We start from the raw sequence: 19,031 nt of genomic DNA on the forward strand, positions 1-19,031 counted from the left end.
TAGGCTCACCTCATGTCAGTAAGCACCCCCAGCGCCTCCCGTGCCGACCTCGTCGCCGACGCCGCGCTCACCCTGCTCGCCGAACGCGGGATGCGCGGGCTGACGCACCGCGCCGTCGACGAGGCGGCCGGCCTGCCGCTGGGCTCCACCTCGAACCTGGCGCGCACCCGCCAGGCGCTGCTGGAACTGGCGGTACGACGGCACGCCGAGCGTGAGGCCCGGGTGCTGGACGCGGCGGAGATGCCGGATCCCAGCGGCGGAGCCGACGCGCTGGCCGACGGGCTGGCCCTCGCCGTGCACCGCTCCCTGACCCAGGGGCGCGAGCTGCTGATCGCCCGCTACGAACTCGCTCTGGAGGCCACCCGCCGCCCCGAACTGCGTGCCTTCTACGACCGGACCGGTGCTGTCTTCAAGGAACAGCTGGCCGCGCTGCTCACCGCTGCGGGCTCGCCGGACCCGGCCCGCCATGTGCTGTCCCTGGTCGCGTGGGCGGACGGGCTGATGTTCTCGTGCGTGGCGGGGTCGTTCAGCGCGCAGGTGCCGGGCCTGGAGGAGATCCGCAGAGGCCTGCGGGAACTGCTCACGGGGCTGCTGGGCCGGTAAACGCCTGGTGGGGCCGCATGATCTTCGGTGAAGATGCGGGCATGACGACCGAACGCCGAGAGCCCGCCCTGAACGCCGGTGAACGCGAGATGCTGGAGGGCTGGCTGGACTACCACCGCCGGACACTGGCCTGGAAGTGCGAGGGACTGAGCGACGAACAGTTGCGGACGGCGTCCGTGCCGCCCTCCGCACTGTCCCTCATGGGGCTGGTGCGGCACATGGCGGAGGTGGAACGGGGCTGGTTCCGCAAGGTGCTGGTGGGCGACGACCTGGGGCCGATCTACTACAACGACGAGGACCGGGACGGCGAGTTCCATCTCACCGAGGCCGACACCTGGCAGGAGACGTACACGACCTGGCAGGCGGAGATCGACATCGCCCGGCGGAACGCGGCCGGTTTCGAGCTCGACGACCTGTCCAGGGGACGGAGCAGGTTCAGCGATGAGCCGTTCAGCCTGCGCTGGATCTACACGCACATGATCGAGGAGTACGCCCGGCACAACGGCCACGCCGATCTGCTCCGTGAGCGGATCGACGGCGTCACCGGCGACTGAACGTCACCTTCGGTACGCCGGAATCCCCCGCACGGGGCACGAGATCACCCGTGCGGGGGCATCGGCATCGGCTCCCTGCTGCCAAGCCGGGGGCCGACCCAGCAGAGTTGCGCGGGTGCATCGAACGACGACCACCGCAGTGCTCCTGGCCACCGTGGCCGTCTCGGCCCTCTCCGGCTGTGTGACGGTACAGCGCCCGGCGCCCCCCGCGCCGCCCCGCAACACGGCGCCCTCACTGCCGACGGCGCCCCGGCCGGACGGCAGCGCGGAGCCCCGCGTGGTGCAGGCACCGGCCCAGGAGGCCCTGGAGATGACCGGCCCGTCCCGCCATCCGACGCATCCGGTGCCGCCGGCCCCGCACCGGCCGGTCGCGGCACCCCCGCTGACGCCTCCTCGGCCCCGGGCCGCCCCTCCTGCTCCGCCACGCCAACGCACCCGCCCCGAGCACCACCGGCGCGCGCACCCCGGCACGCCAGGTCCGGCCCACCCGGTTCCCGCGACTCCGGATGTGTGCGCCCTCGGCAGGAAGTACGGCGGCTGGCGCACCGACAGCCCTGAGTCGGTGATCTGCGACCGGACATACGGCCACTGAGGCGCCACGAGGGGGCGCGGGGCGGTGTCGACGGGCGGCTCAGACGCCCCCGCCCAGCCGCAGCTCCAGCCGCCCGATGGCCGCCCGCACACCATCGCCGTATCCGTCCTCGCCCAGCGCGCCGGCGGCCTCGCGCGCCCGGCGCAAATGGCTGCGGGCGGCGTCATCACGGCCCAGCTCCACATAGTCGGCGGCAAGATTGAGATGCAGGGAGGGGAGAAAGCCCCGCACGCTCAGCGGAGCGCCCCGCTCCTCCGCCGCCGACAACGCCCTGAGGTCCCAGGCGAGTTCGTCCTCCGGGTCGTCCTGGGTGTCCGCGAGATAGTGGGCGAGGGTGCAGCGGTGCAGCGGGTCGCCGGCCTCGCCGATCTCCGCCCAGAGGTCCAGGAAGCGGCTGCGGGCCTCCTCGCGGTCGCCGCCGTGGTGGAGCATCACGACCTGCCCGATCCGCGTCAGCATGGGGTCCAGTGCCGCTTGCTCCTGCCGCTCCGTCACCGCGTCCTCCGGGCCGTCGTCGGTTGTCCGCTCCCGACGCTAACCGGCGCTGCGAGTTTTGCAGGTCAGGCAGCGCCGTTGCGCTGTGGGTCGGTGGCCGGCCGCGGGTGCGCACAGGACGCCGGCAACGGCCCCCGTCCCCTCGCGGCTGTCAGGCCAGGTTCGGGATGCGCCAGTCGATCGGCTCGTGCCCCTGCAGGGCGATCGCCTCATTGATCTGGGTGAACGGGCGGGATCCGAAGAACTTCTTTGCGGACAGCGGTGAGGGGTGCGCTCCCTTGACCACCACATGCCGGGTCTCGTCGATCAGCGGCAGCTTCTTCTGCGCGTAGTTGCCCCACAGGACGAAGACGGCCGGGTCGGGCCGGGAGGCCACGGCGCGGATCACCGCGTCGGTGAACTTCTCCCAGCCCTTGCCCTTGTGCGAGTTCGCCTCGCCGCCCCGGACCGTGAGGACCGCGTTGAGCAGCAGCACGCCCTGTCGGGCCCACGGCATCAGATAGCCGTTGTCCGGGACCGGCAGGCCCAGCTCCTCCTTCATCTCCTTGTAGATGTTGCGGAGCGAGGGCGGGGTCTTCACCCCGGGGCGGACCGAGAAGCACAGGCCGTGGCCCTGGCCCTCGCCGTGGTACGGGTCCTGGCCGAGGACGAGGACCTTCACCTGCTCGTACGGCGTCGCATCCAGCGCGGCGAAGACCTCCTCGCGCGGCGGATAGACGGGGCCCTTCGCCCGCTCCTCCTCGACGAACTCGGTCAGCTCCTTGAAGTAGGGCTGCTGCAGCTCGTCGCCCAGAACCCCGCGCCAGGACTCGGGCAGCATGGCGATGTCGGTCACGTCAACGTCCTCACGATGTCGATCGATTACGGCCTGCGGTCACTTCCGTTCTCAGAACCTACAGGCGACCACTGACAATCGGTGCCGTGAGGGCCGTTCCCCGTACTCACCAGCTGGTCTTGCGGTGCAGCGTCCACATCATCATGATCGTCGACGGGTCGAGGGCCTGCTCGCCGCCGGCGATGTCGTCGCTTGCCGCGATGAACTGCCTGCCCTGCCACAGCGGGATCAGCCGGGCGTCGTCCACCATGATCTGCTGCGCCTGTTCCATGTCCTTGACCGTCTGGGCCCGGTCGCTCTCCGCGCGCGAGTGGGGCAGCAGCCGGGCGGTGATCTCCTTGGACGGGTAGGGCGTACCGAGCGCGTTGTGCTCGCCGACGAACGGAGCGATGAAGTTGTCCGCGTCGGGGAAGTCCGGGAACCAGCCGCGGCCGAACACCGGGTAGTCGCCGCTCTGGTAGCCGACCACGTAGGTCTTCCAGGGGCGGCTCTTGAGCGTGATGGTGAACAGGCCGGAGGCCTCCAGCTGCCGCTTCAGCTCCTGGAACATCAGTGCCGTCTCTGAGCCGTAGCGGTCGGTGGTGTACCAGAGGGTGAGCGGGACGCGCTGGTGGATGCCCGCGTCGGAGAGGATCTTGCGAGCCTTGGGGACGCTCGGGTCGCCGTAGTCGTCGAAGAAGCCGGTGGCGTGTCCGGTGAGGCCCTTGGGGACCATCGAGTACAGCGGGTCGACCGTGTCCTTGTAGACCTTGTGCGCGATGGCGCCCCGGTCGATGATCTGGGCGACGGCCTTGCGTACGGCGGGCTCCTTGGCCCAGGGGTCCTTGGGGTTGAACACCAGGTAGCTGATGTCCGTGCCGGCGCCGTCGACCAGCTGGAGCGCGCTGTCGTCGTGCTGCTGGAGGGCGAGGATGTCGTCGGCGGCGAGACCTCGGTAGGTCAAATCGATCTGCTTGTCACGCAGCGCCTTGACCATGCCGGCCGAGTCCTGGAAGTAGCGGATGGTCACCGCGTCGTTCTGCAGCTTGGCGAAGCCCTGGTAGTTCCCGTTGCGCACCAGGACGGCCTGGTGGTCGTCCTCGTACGACTGGAGCTCGTACGGTCCGGAGCCGTACACCTTGTCGTCCTTGCGCAGGGAGCGCGCGGGGTAGTCGTCCGGGTCGACGATCGACATGGCGGGGGTGGCCAGCACGAAGGGGAAGGTCGCGTCGGGCTGGTTGAGGTGGAAGACGATGTCGCGGTCGCCGAGCGCCTGTACCCGGTCCAGGCTGCCGAGGAGTCCGGCGGGGCCGCCGGGGGCGTTGATCGTGCGGATGCGGTCGATGGAGTACTTGACGGCCTGGGCGTTCAGCGGGTCGCCGTCGGCGAACTTCATGCCCTCGCGCAGCGTGCAGCGGTAGGTGCGGCTGGTGGCGTCGGTGAAGGAGCAGCGCTGGGCGGCGTCGGGCTGGGGGGTGGTGGCACCGTTGGGATAGGCGAGCAGTGTCTGGAAGATGTTCCGGTACAGCTCCCAGGAGCCGTCCCAGGCACCGGCCGGGTCCAGCGTGCTGGGGGCGCTGGTGGTGCCCACGACGATCGGCCCCTTGCCGTCACTGTCACCGTCGGACAGCAGACCGCAGCCGGCCACCAGGGATATGGACGCGATCGCCGCGACTTTCCGCAGGAATCGGTTCCGGTTGAACACGCGCACGCTCCTCGATCTGCCATACCAAGGGTCGGCAGACCATACCGCAGCGTTCGGCCCCGTGAACCTCCCCGGAAACAGGACATCTTGATCGACTTCTGCATGACGACGTTGTCAGTCCGCTTTGCGGACTCGCCGGGGTGCCCCGGGCGCCGATCTGTCCGAAAATCGACGCCCGGGAGGTGGCTCACACCCCGGCGTTCAGGAACATGCCGCCGTCCACAACGAGCGTCTGACCGGTGATCCAGTCGGACTGCTCGGAGGTGAGGAAGGCTGCGGCGCCGCCGATGTCGGAGGGCACGCCGAGCCGGCCGAGCGGGTAGCCGGCGGCCGCCTCCTCCTCTCGGTTCTCGTACAGGGCCTGCGCGAACTTGGTCTTGACCACGGCCGGGGCGATCGCGTTGACCCGCACCTTCGGCGCGAACTCATGCGCCAGCTGCTGGGTCAGGTTGATCATCGCGGCCTTGCTGACGCCGTAGGCGCCGATGAACGGCGAGGGCGCGAGGCCCGCGATCGAGGCGATGTTGACGATCGCGCCGCCGTTGTCCTTCTGCCAGGCGTGCCAGGTCTTCTGGGCGAAGCCGAGCGCGGAGATCACATTGGTCTCGAAGACCTTGCGGGCCACGTCCAGGTCGAGGTCGGCGATCGGGCCGAAGACCGGGTTGGTGCCCGCGTTGTTGACCAGGAAGTCCAGGCGGCCGAAGGCCTCCATGGTGCGCTCGACGGCCTCGGCCTGGTGGGCGAGGTCGTGGGCCTTGCCGGGGACGGCGATGACCCGGTCCGAGCCGAGCCTCTCGACGGCCTCCTTCAGGGCGTCCTCGCCCCGGCCGGTGATGCACACGCGGTCGCCGCGGGCGACGAGGGCCTCGGCGACACCGTAGCCGATGCCGCGGCTGGCGCCGGTGACGAGGGCGACCTTGCCCGACAGCTCGGGCAGTTCAGCGGAAGTCATGTACCCGTTTCCCTTAGTTGAGCGGTCCGCCGGCGACGTACAGCACCTGGCCGGAGACAAAACCGGCCGCCTCGCCGGTGAAGAAGGCGATGGCGTTGGCGATGTCCTCGGGCTCGCCGACGCGCTGCACCGGGATCTGGGTGGCGGCGGCCTTCTTGAAGTCCTCGAAGTCCATCTTGACGCGGTCGGCGGTGGCCTTGGTCATCTCGGTGGCGATGAAGCCCGGGGCGACGGCGTTGGCGGTGATGCCGAACTTGCCCAGCTCGATGGCGAGGGTCTTGGTGAAGCCCTGCAGGCCGGCCTTGGCGGCGGAGTAGTTGACCTGGCCGCGGTTGCCGAGCGCCGAGGAGGAGGAGAGGTTGACGATCCGGCCGAAGCCCGCCTCGACCATGTGCTTCTGGAGAGCCTTGGTCATCAGGAAGGAGCCGCGCAGGTGGACGTTCATGACGGTGTCCCAGTCGGAGACACTCATCTTGAACAGCAGGTTGTCACGCAGGACGCCCGCGTTGTTAACCAGGATCGTCGGCGCGCCGAGTTCCTCGACGATCCGGGCTACGGCCGCCTCGACCTGCGCCTCGTCGGAGACGTCCGCGCCGACCGCGATCGCCCTGCCGCCGGCGGCGGTGATCTTCTCGACGGTGTCCTTGCAGGCGGCCTCGTCGAGGTCGATCACGGCGACGGCGCGGCCCTCGGCGGCCAGCCGTACCGCGGTGGCGGCGCCGATGCCGCGCGCCGCGCCGGTGACTACCGCGACCCGCTGTTCAGTGGTGGACATTGCTGCTTCTCCTCGCCCTTGAGAGAACCTGTCAGGCCCTTCGGGGGACCTCGTGGTGCGGTGAGCGACCGCTTAGTACCTTCAGCACAGGTGACGCTAGAAGCCCTGGCACCCGGTGTCAACGGCCCACTCGGCCGTTGTGATCCATTACCTCACCAGGAGGTCCAGCAGGCGCTCGGTCTCGGCGGCCGGGTCGGCGGTGAGCCCGGTGTGCACGGGACCGGGCTGTACGACGGTGGAACGGGGCGCGATCAGCCAGCGAAAGCGCCGCCCGGCGTCGTCCCGGGCGGCCTGCCCCGCCTCCTCACCGCCCGCGCAGTGGCGCTCGACCGCATCGAGCGCCGCCCGGATGCCTGCCACGTCGGCCCGCGGGTCGAGCGCGAGCAGCCGGGCCTCGTCCAGATGGGTACGAGCACCGACGTAGGCCTGCGCGCGGCTGTAGACGATCACGCCCGCGTTGATGCACTCGCCGCGCTCCACGCGCGGTACGACCCGCAGCAGGGCGTACTCGAACACGTCCCGGTCGCCGCCCTGGCCCGCCCGGGTGATGTGCCGTTCGGTGACATGGCCGGCCATGTGGATGTGGGTGTCGCTCACTTGGTCCCCTCGATGCCGCTGATGCGTTCGTGGACGGCCTGCGCCCGCGCGAGCAGCGGCCCGGCGTAGGCCCGCCGCAGCTCGTCCGGGGTGTCGAAGCCCGGCTCGTCGGTGAGCCAGGTGTCCGGGATCTCGGCGGTGACCTCGGCCAGGAGGTCCTCGGTGACCCGGGGTGCCAGCTCCGCGGCGGCGGCGGTGACGTCCGGGGCGAAGCGGGCGAGGGCGTGGTCACCGGCGTCGTAGGGGCGCGCCGCGGAGGCCTCGGCGGAGGGCCAGTTGTGGTGCCAGATCATCGTCGCGCCGTGGTCGATGAGCCACAGCTCGCCGCTGTGCACGAGGAGGTTGGGGTTGCGCCAGGAGCGGTCCACGTTGTTGATCAGCGCGTCGAACCAGACGATCCGGCCGGCTTCCTCGGAGCTCACCGGGAAGGCGAGCGGATCGTAGCCGAGGGCACCGGAGAGGAAGTCCATGCCGAGGTTGGTGCCGCCGCTGGACCTGAGCAGCTCCTGCACCTGCTGCTCGGGCTCGCCGAGTCCGAGCACCGGGTCCAGCCGGACGGTGACCAGACGCGGCATCCGGAATCCGAGGCGGCGGGCGAGTTCGCCGCACACCACCTCGGCGACCAGTGTCTTGCGGCCCTGTCCGGCACCGGTGAACTTCAGGACGTAGGTCCCGAAGTCGTCGGCCTCGACGAGCCCGGGCAGCGAGCCCCCCTCACGCAACGGCGTGATGTAGCGGGTCGCGGTGACTTCCTTGAGCATCGCCCCAGGTTACTGGGATCGCCGCTGGTTGCCGGGATGGGACCGACAGCAGATCCACAGCTGTGGCTCATGGCCGTCTCATGCCGGACGGCAAGGATCTGGGTGCCCGTCTGAACGGGTGGCGCCCGAGCGCCGTACCCCTGGACGGATCACGAGAAGCTCCGCGGAAGGGAACGCCACATGACCAGCGCATCGCCCCAGCCGGCCACCGGACCCGCCCGTCGTACCGTCGTGGCGGCGGCCGGAGCGGCGGGGCTCGCCGCCGCGCTGACCGCCTGCGGTTCGGGCGACAACTCGTCGGACACGACCGGCACCGGCTCCGGTTCCTCCGGCACGGCAGGTACGACCGGCTCCACCGGAGCCTCGCAGAACAGCGGCGGCTCCGCCGGCGGCACCGCGCTCGCCAAGACCTCGGACATCCCGGAGGGCGGCGGCAAGGTCTTCAAGGACCAGGGAGTCGTGGTCACCCAGCCGGCGGCGGGCCAGTACAAGGCGTTCTCGTCCAAGTGCACCCACCAGGGGTGTGCCGTGGGCAGCGTGGCGAACGGCGTGATCGTGTGCCCGTGCCACAACAGTCATTTCTCCGCCGAGGACGGCAGTGTGAAGCAGGGTCCCGCGACCAAGCCGCTGCCCGCCGCCAAGATCACGGTCTCCGGCGACGAGATCAAGCTGGCCTGAGCCCCCTAGGGCCGCCGCCCGCGCGGCCGTTGGAGGCAGCCGAGCACCTCGTCGGTGGTCGAGATCGTGGCGATCAGCGCGAGGGTGTGCCGGATCATCGCGGGCGTGTAGTCGGCGGGCACCCCCGCGATGGCGTCGGCCGGGACGACGGCGGTGTAGCCGAGGTTGACCGCGTCGAACACCGCGTTGGGTATCGCCACGTTGGCGGAGACGCCGGTGACGATCAGCGTGCGGCAGCCGAGATTGCGCAGCAGGGCGTCGACGTCGGTGCCGTGGATCGGGGACAGGCCGTGCAGCCGGCGTACGACGAGGTCCTCCTCACCGACCTCGATCGGGGGTGCGACGCGCACCGCGGTGGTGCCGGACAGCTGTTGGACGGGGAGCCGTTCCGCGGCCCGGAACAGCCGGGCGTTGCGGCTCGCCCCCCGGCCGTCCGGGCGGCGCTCGGCGATCGCGTGGATCACCTGGACCCCCGTCTCGTGGGCGGCGGCGACGAGCCGGGCGACCTGGCGCAGCGCACCGGAGGAGCGGGCCTCGCGGGCCAGGTCGGGCAGGGCGCTGTCCGGTCCGACGACGCCCTGCTGGCACTCCACGGTGAGCAGGACGGTGTGCCCGGGGTCGAGGAGTTCACGGAGCTGTTCGTACGACGGCATGACGCGCCCCCTGGCCACGAACGGTTTTCTTTTCTGACGTGATGTCAGAGGATCTCCAGGACACGATAGTTCTCTGGCACGACGTGGGAGAAGAGGGGGCCGCATGACCATCACTCAGCAGCGCCGGGGCCGGAAGATCATGATGACGCCCGGCGAGCTGGACACGTTCCTCACCAGTCAGCGCACCTGCCGGGTCGCGACCGTCTCGGCGGACGGCACTCCGCATGTCAGCGCGCTCTGGTTCGCCTGGGACGGCACCTCGCTGTGGCTGTACTCGGTGGTGCGCAGCCGGCGCTGGGCCCAGCTGCGGCGCGATCCGCGGGTGGCTGTCGTGATCGACTCCGGCGAGGAGTACGACCAGTTGCGCGGGGTCGAGCTGTCCGGGCGGGTGGAGTTCGTGGGCGAGGTGCCGCGCACCGGGGAGCTGTGCGCCGAACTCGACACAGCGGAGACGCTGTTCGCGCGGAAGAACTTCGGTCTGGACGAGATGCCGCACGACGGACGGCACGCCTGGGCACGGCTGACCCCGGAGAAGATCGTGTCCTGGGACTTCCGGAAACTGGGCGGGGCGTAGAGCTCAGCCGAGTTGCTGCGCGGCGGTGCGCAGGGCGTCGACCGCGGCCCGGATCGAGGGGCGGCGGTCGGCGTCGGCCCGCCAGACCACATACACGTGCCGGCGCACCCGCTGCCTGAGCGGCACCATGACCACGCCGTCCGGGACCGGGTGGCGGCCCAGCAGCGGTGCGATGCAGACACCCAACCCGGAGGCCACCAGGCCGAGTTGGGTGTGGGTCTCGCCGGCGCGGTGGCCGACGATCGGTTCGACGCCCTTGGACCGCAGCGTGAACATCAGCCACTCGTGGCAGAACTGACCCTCGCCCCAGGTGATCCACTCGTCCTCGGCGAACTCGGTGAGGTCCACCTCGTCCCGGTCGGCGAGGCGGTGCCCGAGCGGCATGGCGACATCGGCCGGGTCGTCCATCAGGGGCGCCTTGACCAGGCCGTCGGGCACCGGCATCGGCTTGTTGTACCAGTCCAGGACCACCGCGAGATCCAGGTCGCCACGGACGACACCGGCGATGCCCGGCTCCGGCTCCAGCTCGCTGGAGCGCACGCGCAGCCCGGGGTGCTCGGCCCGCAGTGCGCCGAGCGCGGCCGGGAAGAGCCCCCGGGCGGCGGTCGGGAACGCCGACAGCCGTAGTTCGCCGACGACCTGCCCGCGGTGCGCCTCCAGGTCGGACTCGGCCAGTTCGACCTGCGAGAGGATGCGCGCCGCGTGCTCCGACAGCAGTCGGCCGGCGTCCGTGAGCCGCACGCCCCTGCCGTTCTTGGCGAGGAGCTGCTGCCCGATCTCACGCTCCAGCTTGCCCAGCTGCTGGGAAACGGCGGACGTGGTGACGTGCAGCGCGTCCGCCGCGGCGCTGACCGAGCCGTGCCGGGCGAGGGCGTCGAGGGTGCGCAGGCGCTCCAGGTTCAACATGTAAGTGATTCTAAGAGGTTTCTCGTGCGAAATCTCGATTGTGCTACGAGGTTGCCTGGAGCATCGTGGAGGCCATGAGCACGGTCACCGCAACCCGCACCCAGTCCCCCGCCCCCGCCCGTCCCCGCGCCCGCCTGGACTGGCGGCTGCGCTTCGGCGCGCTGTCCCTGATCTGGGGCTTCAGCTTCCTGTTGATCAAGGTGGGCACGGCGGGATACGCGCCCTTCCAGGTCACTCTCGGGCGTCTCGTGTTCGGTACGGCGGTACTGGCGGCGGCGATGGCGGCCAAGCGGGAGCGGCTGCCGCGCGGGGCCCGGCTGTGGGGCCATATGGCGGTCGCCGCGTTCTTCCTGAACGCCCTGCCGTTCTCCCTCTTCGCCTACTCGGAGCTGACGATTCCGTCCACGCTGGCCGGTATCTGCAACGCGACGTCGCCCCTGTGGGGGATGGCCCTGTCGCTGGTCGCCCTCTCCGAGGACCGGCCGACCCGGGTCCGCGTGGCCGGACTCGGACTGGGGTTCCTGGGCGTCCTGACGGTGCTGGGTGCCTGGCAGGGCTTCCACGGGCTGGACGCCACGGGTACGACCTTGGCCCTGCTGGCGTCGCTGAGCTACCCGGTGGGCTGGATCTACGTCCGGCGGACGCTGGCGGGGACGGGCAACTCCCATCTGTCGATGACGGGGGCGCAGCTGATGCTCGCAGCGCTTCAACTGGCCGTTGTCACACCACTGTTCACCAGCTTTCCCGCACACTTCTCGCTGGTTCCGCTGCTCGCGATCGCCGCGCTGGGGGTGTTGGGCACGGGGCTGGCCATGCTGATCCAGTACGGGTTGGTCACTGAGGTCGGGCCCACCACCGCGCAGATGGTCACGTACTTCATTCCGGTCATCGCGACGGGTGCGGGCGTTGCCATTCTCGGGGAGTCGTTGCGGTGGACCACGCCCGTCGGAGCGGTGATCGTTCTGGCGGGGGCGGCGCTTACGCAGATGCAGCGGAAGGGTGCCTGAGGGGGCTGCGGGTTCGTGTGCGGGCGCGGGTCCGTTGTGGATACGCAGCGGCGGCGCTGGAAGGTCCACGACAGGTGGCTCTTGCTTCGACTTCCGACGTGGGCTCGCCGCAGGTGGCGCGCTTCTTGGAGGCAAGGGCTCGTCTGGTGGAGCCCACCGTGCAGCCGGCCCCCGCCGATCTGCTGCTGCCCGTCGTGGCCGCCTGGTACGGCATCACCCGCAGGGAGCACGGCGTACTGGAACTGGCGCTCGAAGGGCTGCCCGCCCAACAGATCGCCCGCCGCCTGAGCCTGTCGCTCCACACGGTCAACGACCACTTCAAGGCCGTCTACCGCAAGACCAGAGTAACGTGCCGCGAAGAACTGATCTCAGGACTGTGCCGCTGATGCGCGTACGGGCCGATCACCCGGCCACCTCGGGCAGCGCGGGCTTGTTCATCGACGAGTTGGTGCGCTCGCACACCCGTAGCCGTAAGCCCGCATCCAGGCTCGGAGCAGGGTGCTCGGGGTCGTGGTCGAGGTGACCGGCCGGCGTCGTGAACTCGTCGCGCGGGACAGCAGCCGCTCACCCCGCTCGTCGATCACCGGACAGTGGTGACTCACGGGCTCTCAGACATAGACGCGGGCCGGAGACGGGCGCACCGCTGCTGACACCGCGTCCGCCAAGGGGCTGATGTCCTCCTCGGTGAGTGTCGAGATCGTGATGCGGATGCCCGGCCGGGAGGCCACGCGGAAGCGGGCGCCCGGAGCGACCGCCCAGCCCTGCTGGAGGAGACGGGCCACCGCGCCCGTCTCGTCCGGGACCGGCACCCACACGTTCATGCCGCTGCGCCCATGAGAGACGACTCCGCGCTCCGCCAGCGCCTCGACCAAGGCGTCCCTCCGGGCCGCGTACGCCTGCGCCACCGTCACCCGGTCCACCGCGCCCTCGGTCCACAGCCGGGCCACGGTCCGCTGCAGCAGCAGGCTCACCCAGCCGGGGCCCAGACGCTGGCGGCCCCGGACGCGGTCGACGGTGACCGGGTCGCCGGTGAGGACAGCTACCCGCAGGTCGGGGCCGTAGGCCTTGGAGGCGGAGCGGACGACGGCCCAGTGGCGAGTGACGCCCGCGAGGGGGTGCAGCGGGAGGTCGACGATGCCGTGGCCGTGGTCGTCCTCGATGAGCAGGGTCTGCGGGTGGTCGCGCAGGACCGCACGCAGGGCACGCGCGCGCGTGGCGGTCAGCGAGGCGCCGGTCGGGTTCTGGGCGCGGTCGGTGACGATCAGCGCGCGGGCCCCGGAATCCAGGGCGTGGCGCAGGTCTTCGGGGCTCGGTCCGTCGTCGTCCACGCCCACGGGGACGGTCCGCAGGCCCAGGGCGGGAACCAGGTCGAGGACACTGCCCCAGCCGGGGTCCTCGACGGCGACCGCGTCGCCCGGTTTGAGGTGCGCGGCGAGAACGCGCTCGATGGCGTCGAGGGAACCGGACGTCACGGTCAGCGGACCGTCGGGGACGCCGTCGGCGTCGAGTTCGGCGCGGGCGATGCGGACGAGGCCCGGGTCGACCGGGTCGTCGCCGTAGAGGACGGGCCGCCGGTCGCCCTCCTCCGCCGCCGCGACCAGGGCGGCGGTGAGGTGGGGCAGCAGAGCCGGGTCGGGGTTGCCGGTGGCCAGGTCGCGGCCTCCGGCGGGGACCTCCACCCGCAGTTCCTCACGGCCGGTGGTGGCCGGCTTGGGCCGGATACGGCTGCCCCGGCGGCCGGCCGTCTCGATCACGCCTCGTTCGCGCAGGGTGCGGTAGGCGGCCGCGACGGTGTTGGGGTTGACGCCGAGCCGGGCCGCCAACTCCCGCATGGGCGGCAGGGTCTGGCCCGGCCGCAGGTCACCGGCGCCGACCGCGCGCTCGACGCTGGCCGCGATCTCTGCTGCGCCGCGCCCTTCGATGGGATACTCTCCTAGCACAAAGAACATTATGCACTAGTGCAATACTGAACGCCAGCTCACCATTGCTCGCCTTGGAGGGACCGTCATGCAGGGGACGACCGAGGAAAACCAGGCCGCCGCCTACACCCCGACCGACCGCACCGTGCCCACCCGCTCCGCGGACCGGGCGTCGTACGACAAGGAGCTGGTGCACTCGATACTCGACGAGGGGTACGTGTGCCATCTGGGATTCGTCCGCGACGGGGCACCGGTGGTGCTGCCGACGCTGTACGGGCGGGTCGGTGAGCGGCTCTATGTGCACGGGTCCACCGGTTCCCGCCCGCTGCGGATGACCGGCGAGACCGACCCGGGTCTGCCGGTGTGCCTGACGGTCACCCACGTGGACGGGCTGGTGCTGGCCCGCTCCGCCTTCCACCACTCCATCAACTACCGCTCCGTGGTCGTGCACGGCGTCGCGCGCCAGGTCACCGACCCCGAGGAGCGGCGGGTGGCGCTGGACGCGCTGGTGGACCACGTCGTACCGGGCCGCGCCGCCGACTCCCGGCCCGCGAACAAGAAGGAGCTGGCCGCCACCGCGGTGATCCGCCTGGACCTGGACGAGGTCTCGGCCAAGGTCCGCACCGGAGGCGCGAACGACGATCCGGAGGACCTCGCGCTGCCGCACTGGGCCGGCGTCGTCCCGCTCCGCAAGGGCTACGATGCGCCGGTGCCCAACGCCGACCTGGCGGCCGGCGTCGAGCTGCCGGACTATCTGACCGCGCTGTAGACCACGGACAGCACCTACACCCGGACCGACTCCCGGCCGCCGCCCCCGCGGGCCTCGCTCACCGCCAGGCCCGCGACCGCGCCGAGCAGGAGCAGGATGCCGGCCGTGGTGGTCACCGTGAGGCGCTCACCGAGCAGGACGACGGCGAGCACGGCCGCGGTCACCGGTTCCAGCAGCATGATCACGGAGACGGTGGCGGACCGTACGACGGCCGCCCCGGCGAAGTAGAGCGCGTACGCGAGAGCCGTGGGCACGGCGGCGATGTACACCACCAGCCACAGCAGCCGGGCCGGGTGGGCGGTGTGCGGGAGCAGGCCCTCGTGCAGCGCGAACGGCAACAGGCACAGGCCGGTCACTGCGAAGGCCCCCACGGTGGTGCCGGAGGCGTCGGCGCCGCCGCCCCTCCCCCACCAGCGGGTCAGCAGGGTCATGGCGCCATAGCCCGCGGCCGAGGCGAGCGCGAGGAGCACGCCTGCGGGCCGCACGGTCGCGGCCGAGCCGCCCAAGGTCAGGACGGCCAGCCCGGCGAGTGCCCCGGCGACGGCCGACGCCCCGCCGGCACCGAGCTGTTCCCCGAGCAGCAGCCGGGCACCGAGCGCGATGAGCACGGGGCCCGCGCCGAGGGTGACGACGGTGGCCACGGCCAGTCCGGTCGACTCCACGGCGGCGAAGTAGGCGGTCTGGAACACGGCCAGACCGAGGCCGGTGGCGAGGACCTTGCCGGCCCTGCGGAGCAGGGGTTCGGTGGTGGCCGGGCGGACACGCGGGCGCAGTCCTCGTCCGGCGAGCAGCAGGACGAGGCCGAGCGCGCAGCGCCAGAAGGACAGTCCGAAGGCGCCCATGTCGCTGGTCCGGTAGACCAGGGAGGCGGCGGCTCCGGCCGTGCCCCAGGCGGCACCGGTGATGATCAGGCAGAGCAGGCCACGCCCGACGGGCAGGCCCGAAGCAGTGTCAGACGTCGTCGGGCGACTCGTCGACAAGGGATTCGCCGACAAAGGATTCGTCGTCAAGGGATTCTCTCCGCAGAAACGCACCCAGGGTGCGGAAGTTCGAGAGCGTCCCGCTGCAGCGGGACGCGCGGACTTCATCTGCGGGCAGCACCGTCCGGCCCGGCGCAGCTGCGCGGGGCTGGTGTCCCGGAGGCCCGCCTCAGGCGGCCGGGGGCGGAAGGACGAGCGTGGACGGCATGACCGGCACCCTATGCGGCCGTACCGTGGGGCGACAACTCGCGTTCGGCTCCGCCCGCGGCCACCGGCTCGGCGGACCCCTTGGCCGGGGCGGACGACTGGGCGATGAACGCGCCGACCAGGACGACCACACCGCCGGCCACCTGCGGCGCCGACAGATGCTCGCCGAGCAGCACCCAGGCCAGCACGGTCGCGATGACCGCCTCCAGGCAGGCGACGACACCGGCGACCTGCGGGGACAGCCGCCGTACCGACAGCACACCGGTGACGTACGCGACGACGGTGGCGATCAGCACGATCCAGCCGAGCAGGGCGAGGGCCGGTACGGCGGTGCCGTTCAGGTCGGCAGAGCCGGTGAGCACCGACCAGCGCATGCTCCAGGGGCGGGCGACGGCCGTGAGGACGAGGGCGCCGACGAGCAGGCCGTGGGCGATGACACCGAGCGGGTCCGGTGCCGCGTCGCCCGCGTCGCTGCCCTGGTCGGCCAGGACGAAGTAGCCGACCTGGCAGCAGGCGGCGCCGAGCGCGAGCAGCAGTCCGAGGGCGTCGAAGCTGAGCCCCGACCAGACCTCCACCACACAGGCGAGGCCCCCGGCGGCGAGGACGACGCCGAGCGCGGCGGCGCGGGTCACCGGCCGCCGCTGCACGAACCGCACCCAGCCCAGCACCAGCGCGGGAGCCAGGTACTCGATGAGCAGCGCCACACCCACCGGGATGCGGGAGAGCGCGGCGAAGTAGCAGGCCTGGACCCCGGCGACGGCGAGCAGTCCGAATCCGGCGAGCAGCGCGGGACGGCGGTGCAGCAGGGCGCGGTGCCGTACCGCGAGCGGCAGCATGACGAGGGCGGCGCCGGCCACCCGCAGCCAGACCACGTCGAGCGGGTCGAGCCCCGCCTCGATCAGCGGTTTGGCGGCCACTCCGGACCCGCCGAAGGCGAGCGCGGAGGCAAGTGCGAGACCGAGCCCGGCGCCCTTGCCGCGGCTGCCCTCACTGCTCTCTGACGTATGCACCGGCACATGATGACAGGCGGCGACATGAGCGTCACCCCTGTTGACACCTGTCTCAGGGGCTGGACATGCGGGGGCTCAGCGGGCAGCGCCTCCGTCGCCGGCGTACTCCTCCGCCGGGCCGGCTTCGAGCCGGGTGTTCAGGTCGCGGATGCCCGCGCGCGCCAGCACCTCGACGGCCCGGGAGGCGGGATCCGCGGTGAGGGTGGCGAGGAGGTCGATGCCGTGCACGCGGGGCTCACCGCGCAGTCGGGCGCGGTCGCGGGCCCCGTCCAGTGCGGCGGCCGCGGCGGGCGACCAGCCGGCGGTGTCCCCGGGTTCCCGGGCGCCGCGAACGGCCTGTCCGGGGACGGCGGGGAGCGCACCGGAGTCCTCCACGCTGCCCTGCCAGCGCAGTCCGTAGCCGATGCTGCGCTGCACGAGGTAGCCGAGCAGCCGGGCGAGCTGCGGCGGCCCGCCGACGGCGGCACGCACCTCGGGATCGTGTTCCAGCAGGGAGTGCAGCAGATGCGCGGTGTCGATCTGCCGGTCGCCGTCCCGGACGGCCCTCCGCCGGGCACCGGCGACCACCGCTGCCAGCTCGGCGCCGAGCGCGGCATCGTCGTCCATGTGCGCAGCCGCCTCGTCATGGGCGGCCCGACGGGCTGTACGGGGTTGCACATCCTCTACCCCATCAGCCTCAACGGGCCGAGTCATCCACGGGCGGAACCATCTTTGCATCCCACACAGAGTGGACATCGCCGCTCCGGATCTCCTCCTCAGGGAGGAGATCCGGCCGATCAGGGGTCGACGGCAGGCAGTACCGCACCGGATTCTGACGGTTCATCAGTATTGAATGTTCGTGCCCTTGCGGCTACGTTCCGCGACACCGTAGCCCGCTACGCCCGATCCGAAGGGGTGGTCGCATGGCCGAAGTCAGCGCGGAGGCACGTATCGAGGCACCGGCCGAGAAGGTGTGGACCCGGCTCACCGACTGGTCGTCGTACGGGGAGTGGAACGCCACCCACACCAGCTTCCCCAAGGGCGGGCCGGACACGCTGGCCGTGGGCGGGACGTTCCAGGAGAACATGAAACTGATGGGCTTCCCGGCCGAGGTCGACTGGACCATCGAGGAGCTGGAACCGGCGCGGGTGTTCGCCATCCGGGGCAAGGGCCCGATGGCGGTGACGGTCGCCACCCGCTACACCCTCACGCCCGACGGGGACGCCACGAGCGTCCGTATCGACGGCGAGTTCACGGGCGCCGCGGTGTCATTGATGGCGGGCAAACTGAAGGACTCGGCGACGGCCGCGCTGAACGAGTCGCTGCGCAAGCTGGCCGGCCTGGTCGCCTGAGCCCCGGCGGGCCGGGCACGCGAAGGCGCCCCGCGCGGACCGCCGCGCGGGGCGCCTTGCCCGACCGCGAGCTCAGTGCTCGTCGGCCAGGATCAGATACAGCTTCTTGCGGGCGTCGTTGATGACGGCCAGCGCCTTCTCGCGCTGCTCCTTGCTGCCGGTCTTCCAGACCTGCCCGAAGGCTTCCATCAGACCGAAGCCCGCCTGGCGGATCTCACCGAGCGCCTCCCAGTCGACCCCGCGCGAGGCCTCCTCCCAGGGGGCGTCCGGGCCCTCGTCGGCCACGACACGCCCGTCCTCGGTGAGGGCGAACAGCTTCTTGCCGCCCTCGCTCTCGCTTGCGATCAGGCCCTCGTCCTCCAGCAGTTGGAGGGTGGGATAGACCGAGCCGGGGCTGGGCTTCCAGGCGCCGCCGCTGCGTTCGGCGATCTCCTGGATCATCTCGTAGCCGTGCATGGGACGGTCCTTGAGCAGGGCCAGGATCGAGGCCCGCACATCACCGCGCCGCGCCCGCCCCCTCGGGCCACCGCGCCCCCGGGGCCCCCAGGGGCCGGGCCCGAATCCGGGTCCGCCGGGGCCGAACCCCGGACCACCCGGACCGAAGGGCCCGAAGGCGGCCCGCCGCCCGTCGAATCCGCCCCTGCCGCGCAGGCCGGGGCCCTCGTGCCGATGTCCACGCTCGAATCCGTGGGTACGCATCGCGATCACTCCATTCCATCGATGATCTGTCACGTCTGTATCGCGTATCGTTCGCGATGCCTCAACGATATATCGGTATCGATCGCATGACAAGACCCGTGTCAGGACGCCGGGTGTCCTGCCTCCGACGACCCGGCCCCTGTCTCAGGCGATCTGGTCCGGTTCGCCGGTTGTCTCGAGCGATCTGGTTCGGACGGTGTACGGAACGGGTGGTCGTGGTGGGGGTTCGTCGGCGCCGACGGGGTCGGACAACTGGGATCGCCGGCCCGATTTTGGGACGAGCCCTTCGAACGTGCCGCTCCGGTCCGGAAGTTCATCGCGTTCAAGAGGCAGAAGAACTTCACGTCCGGCTGGTCGGGGACTTGGGGCAGCCGTTTCAGGCGAATCTGCGCCGCTGGCACGCCACCGGTGACCGCGTCGGCGACCGGGAGACGGTGCTGCCGGCGCTCC

Annotated in this window: 23 protein-coding genes; 9 read left to right on the forward strand and 14 right to left on the reverse strand. The window is 71.3% G+C overall.

Features of this window, described 5'->3' with window-relative positions; all coding sequences use genetic code 11:
- Window positions 1-12: 12 nt before the first annotated feature.
- The 3 genes from ACIGXP_RS03365 to ACIGXP_RS03375 all read left to right on the forward strand — a co-directional run bounded on the left by ACIGXP_RS03365 (window position 13) and on the right by ACIGXP_RS03375 (window position 1,749).
- Complete coding sequence (locus ACIGXP_RS03365; protein WP_399763386.1) at window positions 13-603, forward strand: TetR/AcrR family transcriptional regulator; 591 nt, start codon at window positions 13-15, stop codon at window positions 601-603.
- A gap of 41 nt (window positions 604-644) precedes the next feature.
- The gene (locus ACIGXP_RS03370) at window positions 645-1,157 is read left to right on the forward strand and encodes a DinB family protein (protein ID WP_399763388.1); all 513 of its coding nucleotides are present in this window, start codon (window positions 645-647) and stop codon (window positions 1,155-1,157) included.
- A 115-nt stretch (window positions 1,158-1,272) separates the two neighbouring features.
- Window positions 1,273-1,749, forward strand: a complete 477-nt coding sequence (locus tag ACIGXP_RS03375) for a hypothetical protein (protein WP_399763391.1) — start codon at window positions 1,273-1,275, stop codon at window positions 1,747-1,749.
- Between the two features lie 39 nt (window positions 1,750-1,788).
- Here the strand turns inward: ACIGXP_RS03375 and ACIGXP_RS03380 are convergent, their stop codons facing one another.
- The 7 genes from ACIGXP_RS03380 to ACIGXP_RS03410 all read right to left on the reverse strand — a co-directional run bounded on the left by ACIGXP_RS03380 (window position 1,789) and on the right by ACIGXP_RS03410 (window position 7,848).
- Window positions 1,789-2,244 carry a hypothetical protein gene (locus ACIGXP_RS03380; protein WP_363217221.1) on the reverse strand — a complete coding sequence of 152 codons (456 nt, stop codon included), beginning with the start codon at window positions 2,242-2,244 and terminating at the stop codon, window positions 1,789-1,791.
- 151 nt (window positions 2,245-2,395) lie between these two features.
- Window positions 2,396-3,079 (reverse strand): uracil-DNA glycosylase, encoded by a 684-nt coding sequence (ung, locus tag ACIGXP_RS03385; RefSeq protein WP_363217220.1) that lies wholly within the window; start codon window positions 3,077-3,079, stop codon window positions 2,396-2,398.
- 106 nt (window positions 3,080-3,185) lie between these two features.
- Window positions 3,186-4,763: an ABC transporter substrate-binding protein gene (locus tag ACIGXP_RS03390; protein WP_399763395.1), complete on the reverse strand. Its 1,578-nt coding sequence runs from the start codon at window positions 4,761-4,763 to the stop codon at window positions 3,186-3,188.
- Between the two features lie 187 nt (window positions 4,764-4,950).
- Window positions 4,951-5,715, reverse strand: a complete 765-nt coding sequence (locus ACIGXP_RS03395; RefSeq protein ID WP_363217217.1) for an SDR family oxidoreductase — start codon at window positions 5,713-5,715, stop codon at window positions 4,951-4,953.
- A 13-nt stretch (window positions 5,716-5,728) separates the two neighbouring features.
- The gene (gene fabG / locus ACIGXP_RS03400) at window positions 5,729-6,490 is read right to left on the reverse strand and encodes a 3-oxoacyl-ACP reductase FabG (RefSeq protein ID WP_363217216.1); all 762 of its coding nucleotides are present in this window, start codon (window positions 6,488-6,490) and stop codon (window positions 5,729-5,731) included.
- Between the two features lie 147 nt (window positions 6,491-6,637).
- A complete protein-coding gene (locus ACIGXP_RS03405) occupies window positions 6,638-7,066 on the reverse strand; it encodes a DUF3037 domain-containing protein (protein WP_399763570.1) in 429 nt (142 codons plus the stop codon).
- Window positions 7,067-7,083: 17 nt separating this feature from the next.
- Window positions 7,084-7,848, reverse strand: coding sequence for a HipA family kinase (locus tag ACIGXP_RS03410; RefSeq protein ID WP_363217215.1), 765 nt, complete (start codon window positions 7,846-7,848; stop codon window positions 7,084-7,086).
- Window positions 7,849-8,028: 180 nt separating this feature from the next.
- Here ACIGXP_RS03410 and ACIGXP_RS03415 point away from each other — a divergent pair, with 180 nt between their 5' ends.
- Window positions 8,029-8,526 carry a Rieske (2Fe-2S) protein gene (locus ACIGXP_RS03415; RefSeq protein WP_399763400.1) on the forward strand — a complete coding sequence of 166 codons (498 nt, stop codon included), beginning with the start codon at window positions 8,029-8,031 and terminating at the stop codon, window positions 8,524-8,526.
- A gap of 5 nt (window positions 8,527-8,531) precedes the next feature.
- Here the strand turns inward: ACIGXP_RS03415 and ACIGXP_RS03420 are convergent, their stop codons facing one another.
- Window positions 8,532-9,179, reverse strand: a complete 648-nt coding sequence (locus ACIGXP_RS03420; protein ID WP_399763573.1) for a cysteine hydrolase — start codon at window positions 9,177-9,179, stop codon at window positions 8,532-8,534.
- Window positions 9,180-9,282: 103 nt separating this feature from the next.
- Here ACIGXP_RS03420 and ACIGXP_RS03425 point away from each other — a divergent pair, with 103 nt between their 5' ends.
- Complete coding sequence (locus tag ACIGXP_RS03425) at window positions 9,283-9,753, forward strand: pyridoxamine 5'-phosphate oxidase family protein (RefSeq protein WP_363217213.1); 471 nt, start codon at window positions 9,283-9,285, stop codon at window positions 9,751-9,753.
- A gap of 3 nt (window positions 9,754-9,756) precedes the next feature.
- Here ACIGXP_RS03425 and ACIGXP_RS03430 read toward each other — a convergent pair whose 3' ends face one another.
- The gene (locus tag ACIGXP_RS03430) at window positions 9,757-10,659 is read right to left on the reverse strand and encodes a LysR family transcriptional regulator (protein WP_399763403.1); all 903 of its coding nucleotides are present in this window, start codon (window positions 10,657-10,659) and stop codon (window positions 9,757-9,759) included.
- A gap of 74 nt (window positions 10,660-10,733) precedes the next feature.
- Here ACIGXP_RS03430 and ACIGXP_RS03435 point away from each other — a divergent pair, with 74 nt between their 5' ends.
- Both ACIGXP_RS03435 and ACIGXP_RS03440 read left to right on the forward strand, forming a co-directional pair.
- On the forward strand, window positions 10,734-11,666 hold the full coding sequence (locus tag ACIGXP_RS03435; protein WP_399763406.1) for a DMT family transporter: 933 nt from the start codon (window positions 10,734-10,736) through the stop codon (window positions 11,664-11,666).
- A 158-nt stretch (window positions 11,667-11,824) separates the two neighbouring features.
- Window positions 11,825-12,052, forward strand: a complete 228-nt coding sequence (locus ACIGXP_RS03440) for a helix-turn-helix transcriptional regulator (RefSeq protein WP_399763410.1) — start codon at window positions 11,825-11,827, stop codon at window positions 12,050-12,052.
- A 222-nt stretch (window positions 12,053-12,274) separates the two neighbouring features.
- On the opposite strand, the gene ACIGXP_RS03445 is transcribed toward ACIGXP_RS03440, so the two are convergent.
- Window positions 12,275-13,606 carry an aminotransferase class I/II-fold pyridoxal phosphate-dependent enzyme gene (locus tag ACIGXP_RS03445; protein ID WP_399763413.1) on the reverse strand — a complete coding sequence of 444 codons (1,332 nt, stop codon included), beginning with the start codon at window positions 13,604-13,606 and terminating at the stop codon, window positions 12,275-12,277.
- A gap of 67 nt (window positions 13,607-13,673) precedes the next feature.
- Between ACIGXP_RS03445 and ACIGXP_RS03450 the strand changes: the two genes are divergently transcribed.
- Window positions 13,674-14,354: a pyridoxamine 5'-phosphate oxidase family protein gene (locus tag ACIGXP_RS03450; RefSeq protein WP_363217208.1), complete on the forward strand. Its 681-nt coding sequence runs from the start codon at window positions 13,674-13,676 to the stop codon at window positions 14,352-14,354.
- 14 nt (window positions 14,355-14,368) lie between these two features.
- Here ACIGXP_RS03450 and ACIGXP_RS03455 read toward each other — a convergent pair whose 3' ends face one another.
- The 3 genes from ACIGXP_RS03455 to ACIGXP_RS03465 all read right to left on the reverse strand — a co-directional run bounded on the left by ACIGXP_RS03455 (window position 14,369) and on the right by ACIGXP_RS03465 (window position 17,157).
- Window positions 14,369-15,334 carry a DMT family transporter gene (locus ACIGXP_RS03455; protein WP_399763417.1) on the reverse strand — a complete coding sequence of 322 codons (966 nt, stop codon included), beginning with the start codon at window positions 15,332-15,334 and terminating at the stop codon, window positions 14,369-14,371.
- Between the two features lie 218 nt (window positions 15,335-15,552).
- Complete coding sequence (locus ACIGXP_RS03460) at window positions 15,553-16,557, reverse strand: EamA family transporter (RefSeq protein ID WP_399763420.1); 1,005 nt, start codon at window positions 16,555-16,557, stop codon at window positions 15,553-15,555.
- Window positions 16,558-16,626: 69 nt separating this feature from the next.
- On the reverse strand, window positions 16,627-17,157 hold the full coding sequence (locus ACIGXP_RS03465; RefSeq protein WP_399763423.1) for a Clp protease N-terminal domain-containing protein: 531 nt from the start codon (window positions 17,155-17,157) through the stop codon (window positions 16,627-16,629).
- Window positions 17,158-17,453: 296 nt separating this feature from the next.
- Between ACIGXP_RS03465 and ACIGXP_RS03470 the strand changes: the two genes are divergently transcribed.
- Window positions 17,454-17,882 (forward strand): SRPBCC family protein, encoded by a 429-nt coding sequence (locus ACIGXP_RS03470; RefSeq protein WP_399763426.1) that lies wholly within the window; start codon window positions 17,454-17,456, stop codon window positions 17,880-17,882.
- Window positions 17,883-17,954: 72 nt separating this feature from the next.
- On the opposite strand, the gene ACIGXP_RS03475 is transcribed toward ACIGXP_RS03470, so the two are convergent.
- A complete protein-coding gene (locus tag ACIGXP_RS03475) occupies window positions 17,955-18,581 on the reverse strand; it encodes a PadR family transcriptional regulator (RefSeq protein WP_399763430.1) in 627 nt (208 codons plus the stop codon).
- Between the last annotated feature and the right edge of the window lie 450 nt (window positions 18,582-19,031).

Origin of the sequence: Streptomyces sp. NPDC053069 (assembly GCF_044546895.1) — a bacterium.
In the GTDB taxonomy this organism is placed as follows: Bacteria; Actinomycetota; Actinomycetes; order Streptomycetales; family Streptomycetaceae; genus Streptomyces.

Coding starts and splice junctions, on each gene's coding strand:
- ACIGXP_RS03430 (WP_399763403.1), bottom strand. CDS start 10,659: ATGTTGAACCTGGAGCGCCTGCGCACCCTCGACGCCCTCGCCCGGCAC.
- ACIGXP_RS03475 (WP_399763430.1), bottom strand. CDS start 18,581: ATGCGTACCCACGGATTCGAGCGTGGACATCGGCACGAGGGCCCCGGC.
- ACIGXP_RS03395 (WP_363217217.1), bottom strand. CDS start 5,715: ATGACTTCCGCTGAACTGCCCGAGCTGTCGGGCAAGGTCGCCCTCGTC.
- ACIGXP_RS03405 (WP_399763570.1), bottom strand. CDS start 7,066: ATGGCCGGCCATGTCACCGAACGGCACATCACCCGGGCGGGCCAGGGC.
- ACIGXP_RS03425 (WP_363217213.1), top strand. CDS start 9,283: ATGACCATCACTCAGCAGCGCCGGGGCCGGAAGATCATGATGACGCCC.
- ACIGXP_RS03470 (WP_399763426.1), top strand. CDS start 17,454: ATGGCCGAAGTCAGCGCGGAGGCACGTATCGAGGCACCGGCCGAGAAG.
- ACIGXP_RS03370 (WP_399763388.1), top strand. CDS start 645: ATGACGACCGAACGCCGAGAGCCCGCCCTGAACGCCGGTGAACGCGAG.
- ACIGXP_RS03365 (WP_399763386.1), top strand. CDS start 13: ATGTCAGTAAGCACCCCCAGCGCCTCCCGTGCCGACCTCGTCGCCGAC.
- ACIGXP_RS03415 (WP_399763400.1), top strand. CDS start 8,029: ATGACCAGCGCATCGCCCCAGCCGGCCACCGGACCCGCCCGTCGTACC.
- ACIGXP_RS03465 (WP_399763423.1), bottom strand. CDS start 17,157: ATGGACGACGATGCCGCGCTCGGCGCCGAGCTGGCAGCGGTGGTCGCC.
- ACIGXP_RS03410 (WP_363217215.1), bottom strand. CDS start 7,848: ATGCTCAAGGAAGTCACCGCGACCCGCTACATCACGCCGTTGCGTGAG.
- ACIGXP_RS03435 (WP_399763406.1), top strand. CDS start 10,734: ATGAGCACGGTCACCGCAACCCGCACCCAGTCCCCCGCCCCCGCCCGT.
- ACIGXP_RS03420 (WP_399763573.1), bottom strand. CDS start 9,179: ATGCCGTCGTACGAACAGCTCCGTGAACTCCTCGACCCCGGGCACACC.
- ACIGXP_RS03450 (WP_363217208.1), top strand. CDS start 13,674: ATGCAGGGGACGACCGAGGAAAACCAGGCCGCCGCCTACACCCCGACC.
- fabG (WP_363217216.1), bottom strand. CDS start 6,490: ATGTCCACCACTGAACAGCGGGTCGCGGTAGTCACCGGCGCGGCGCGC.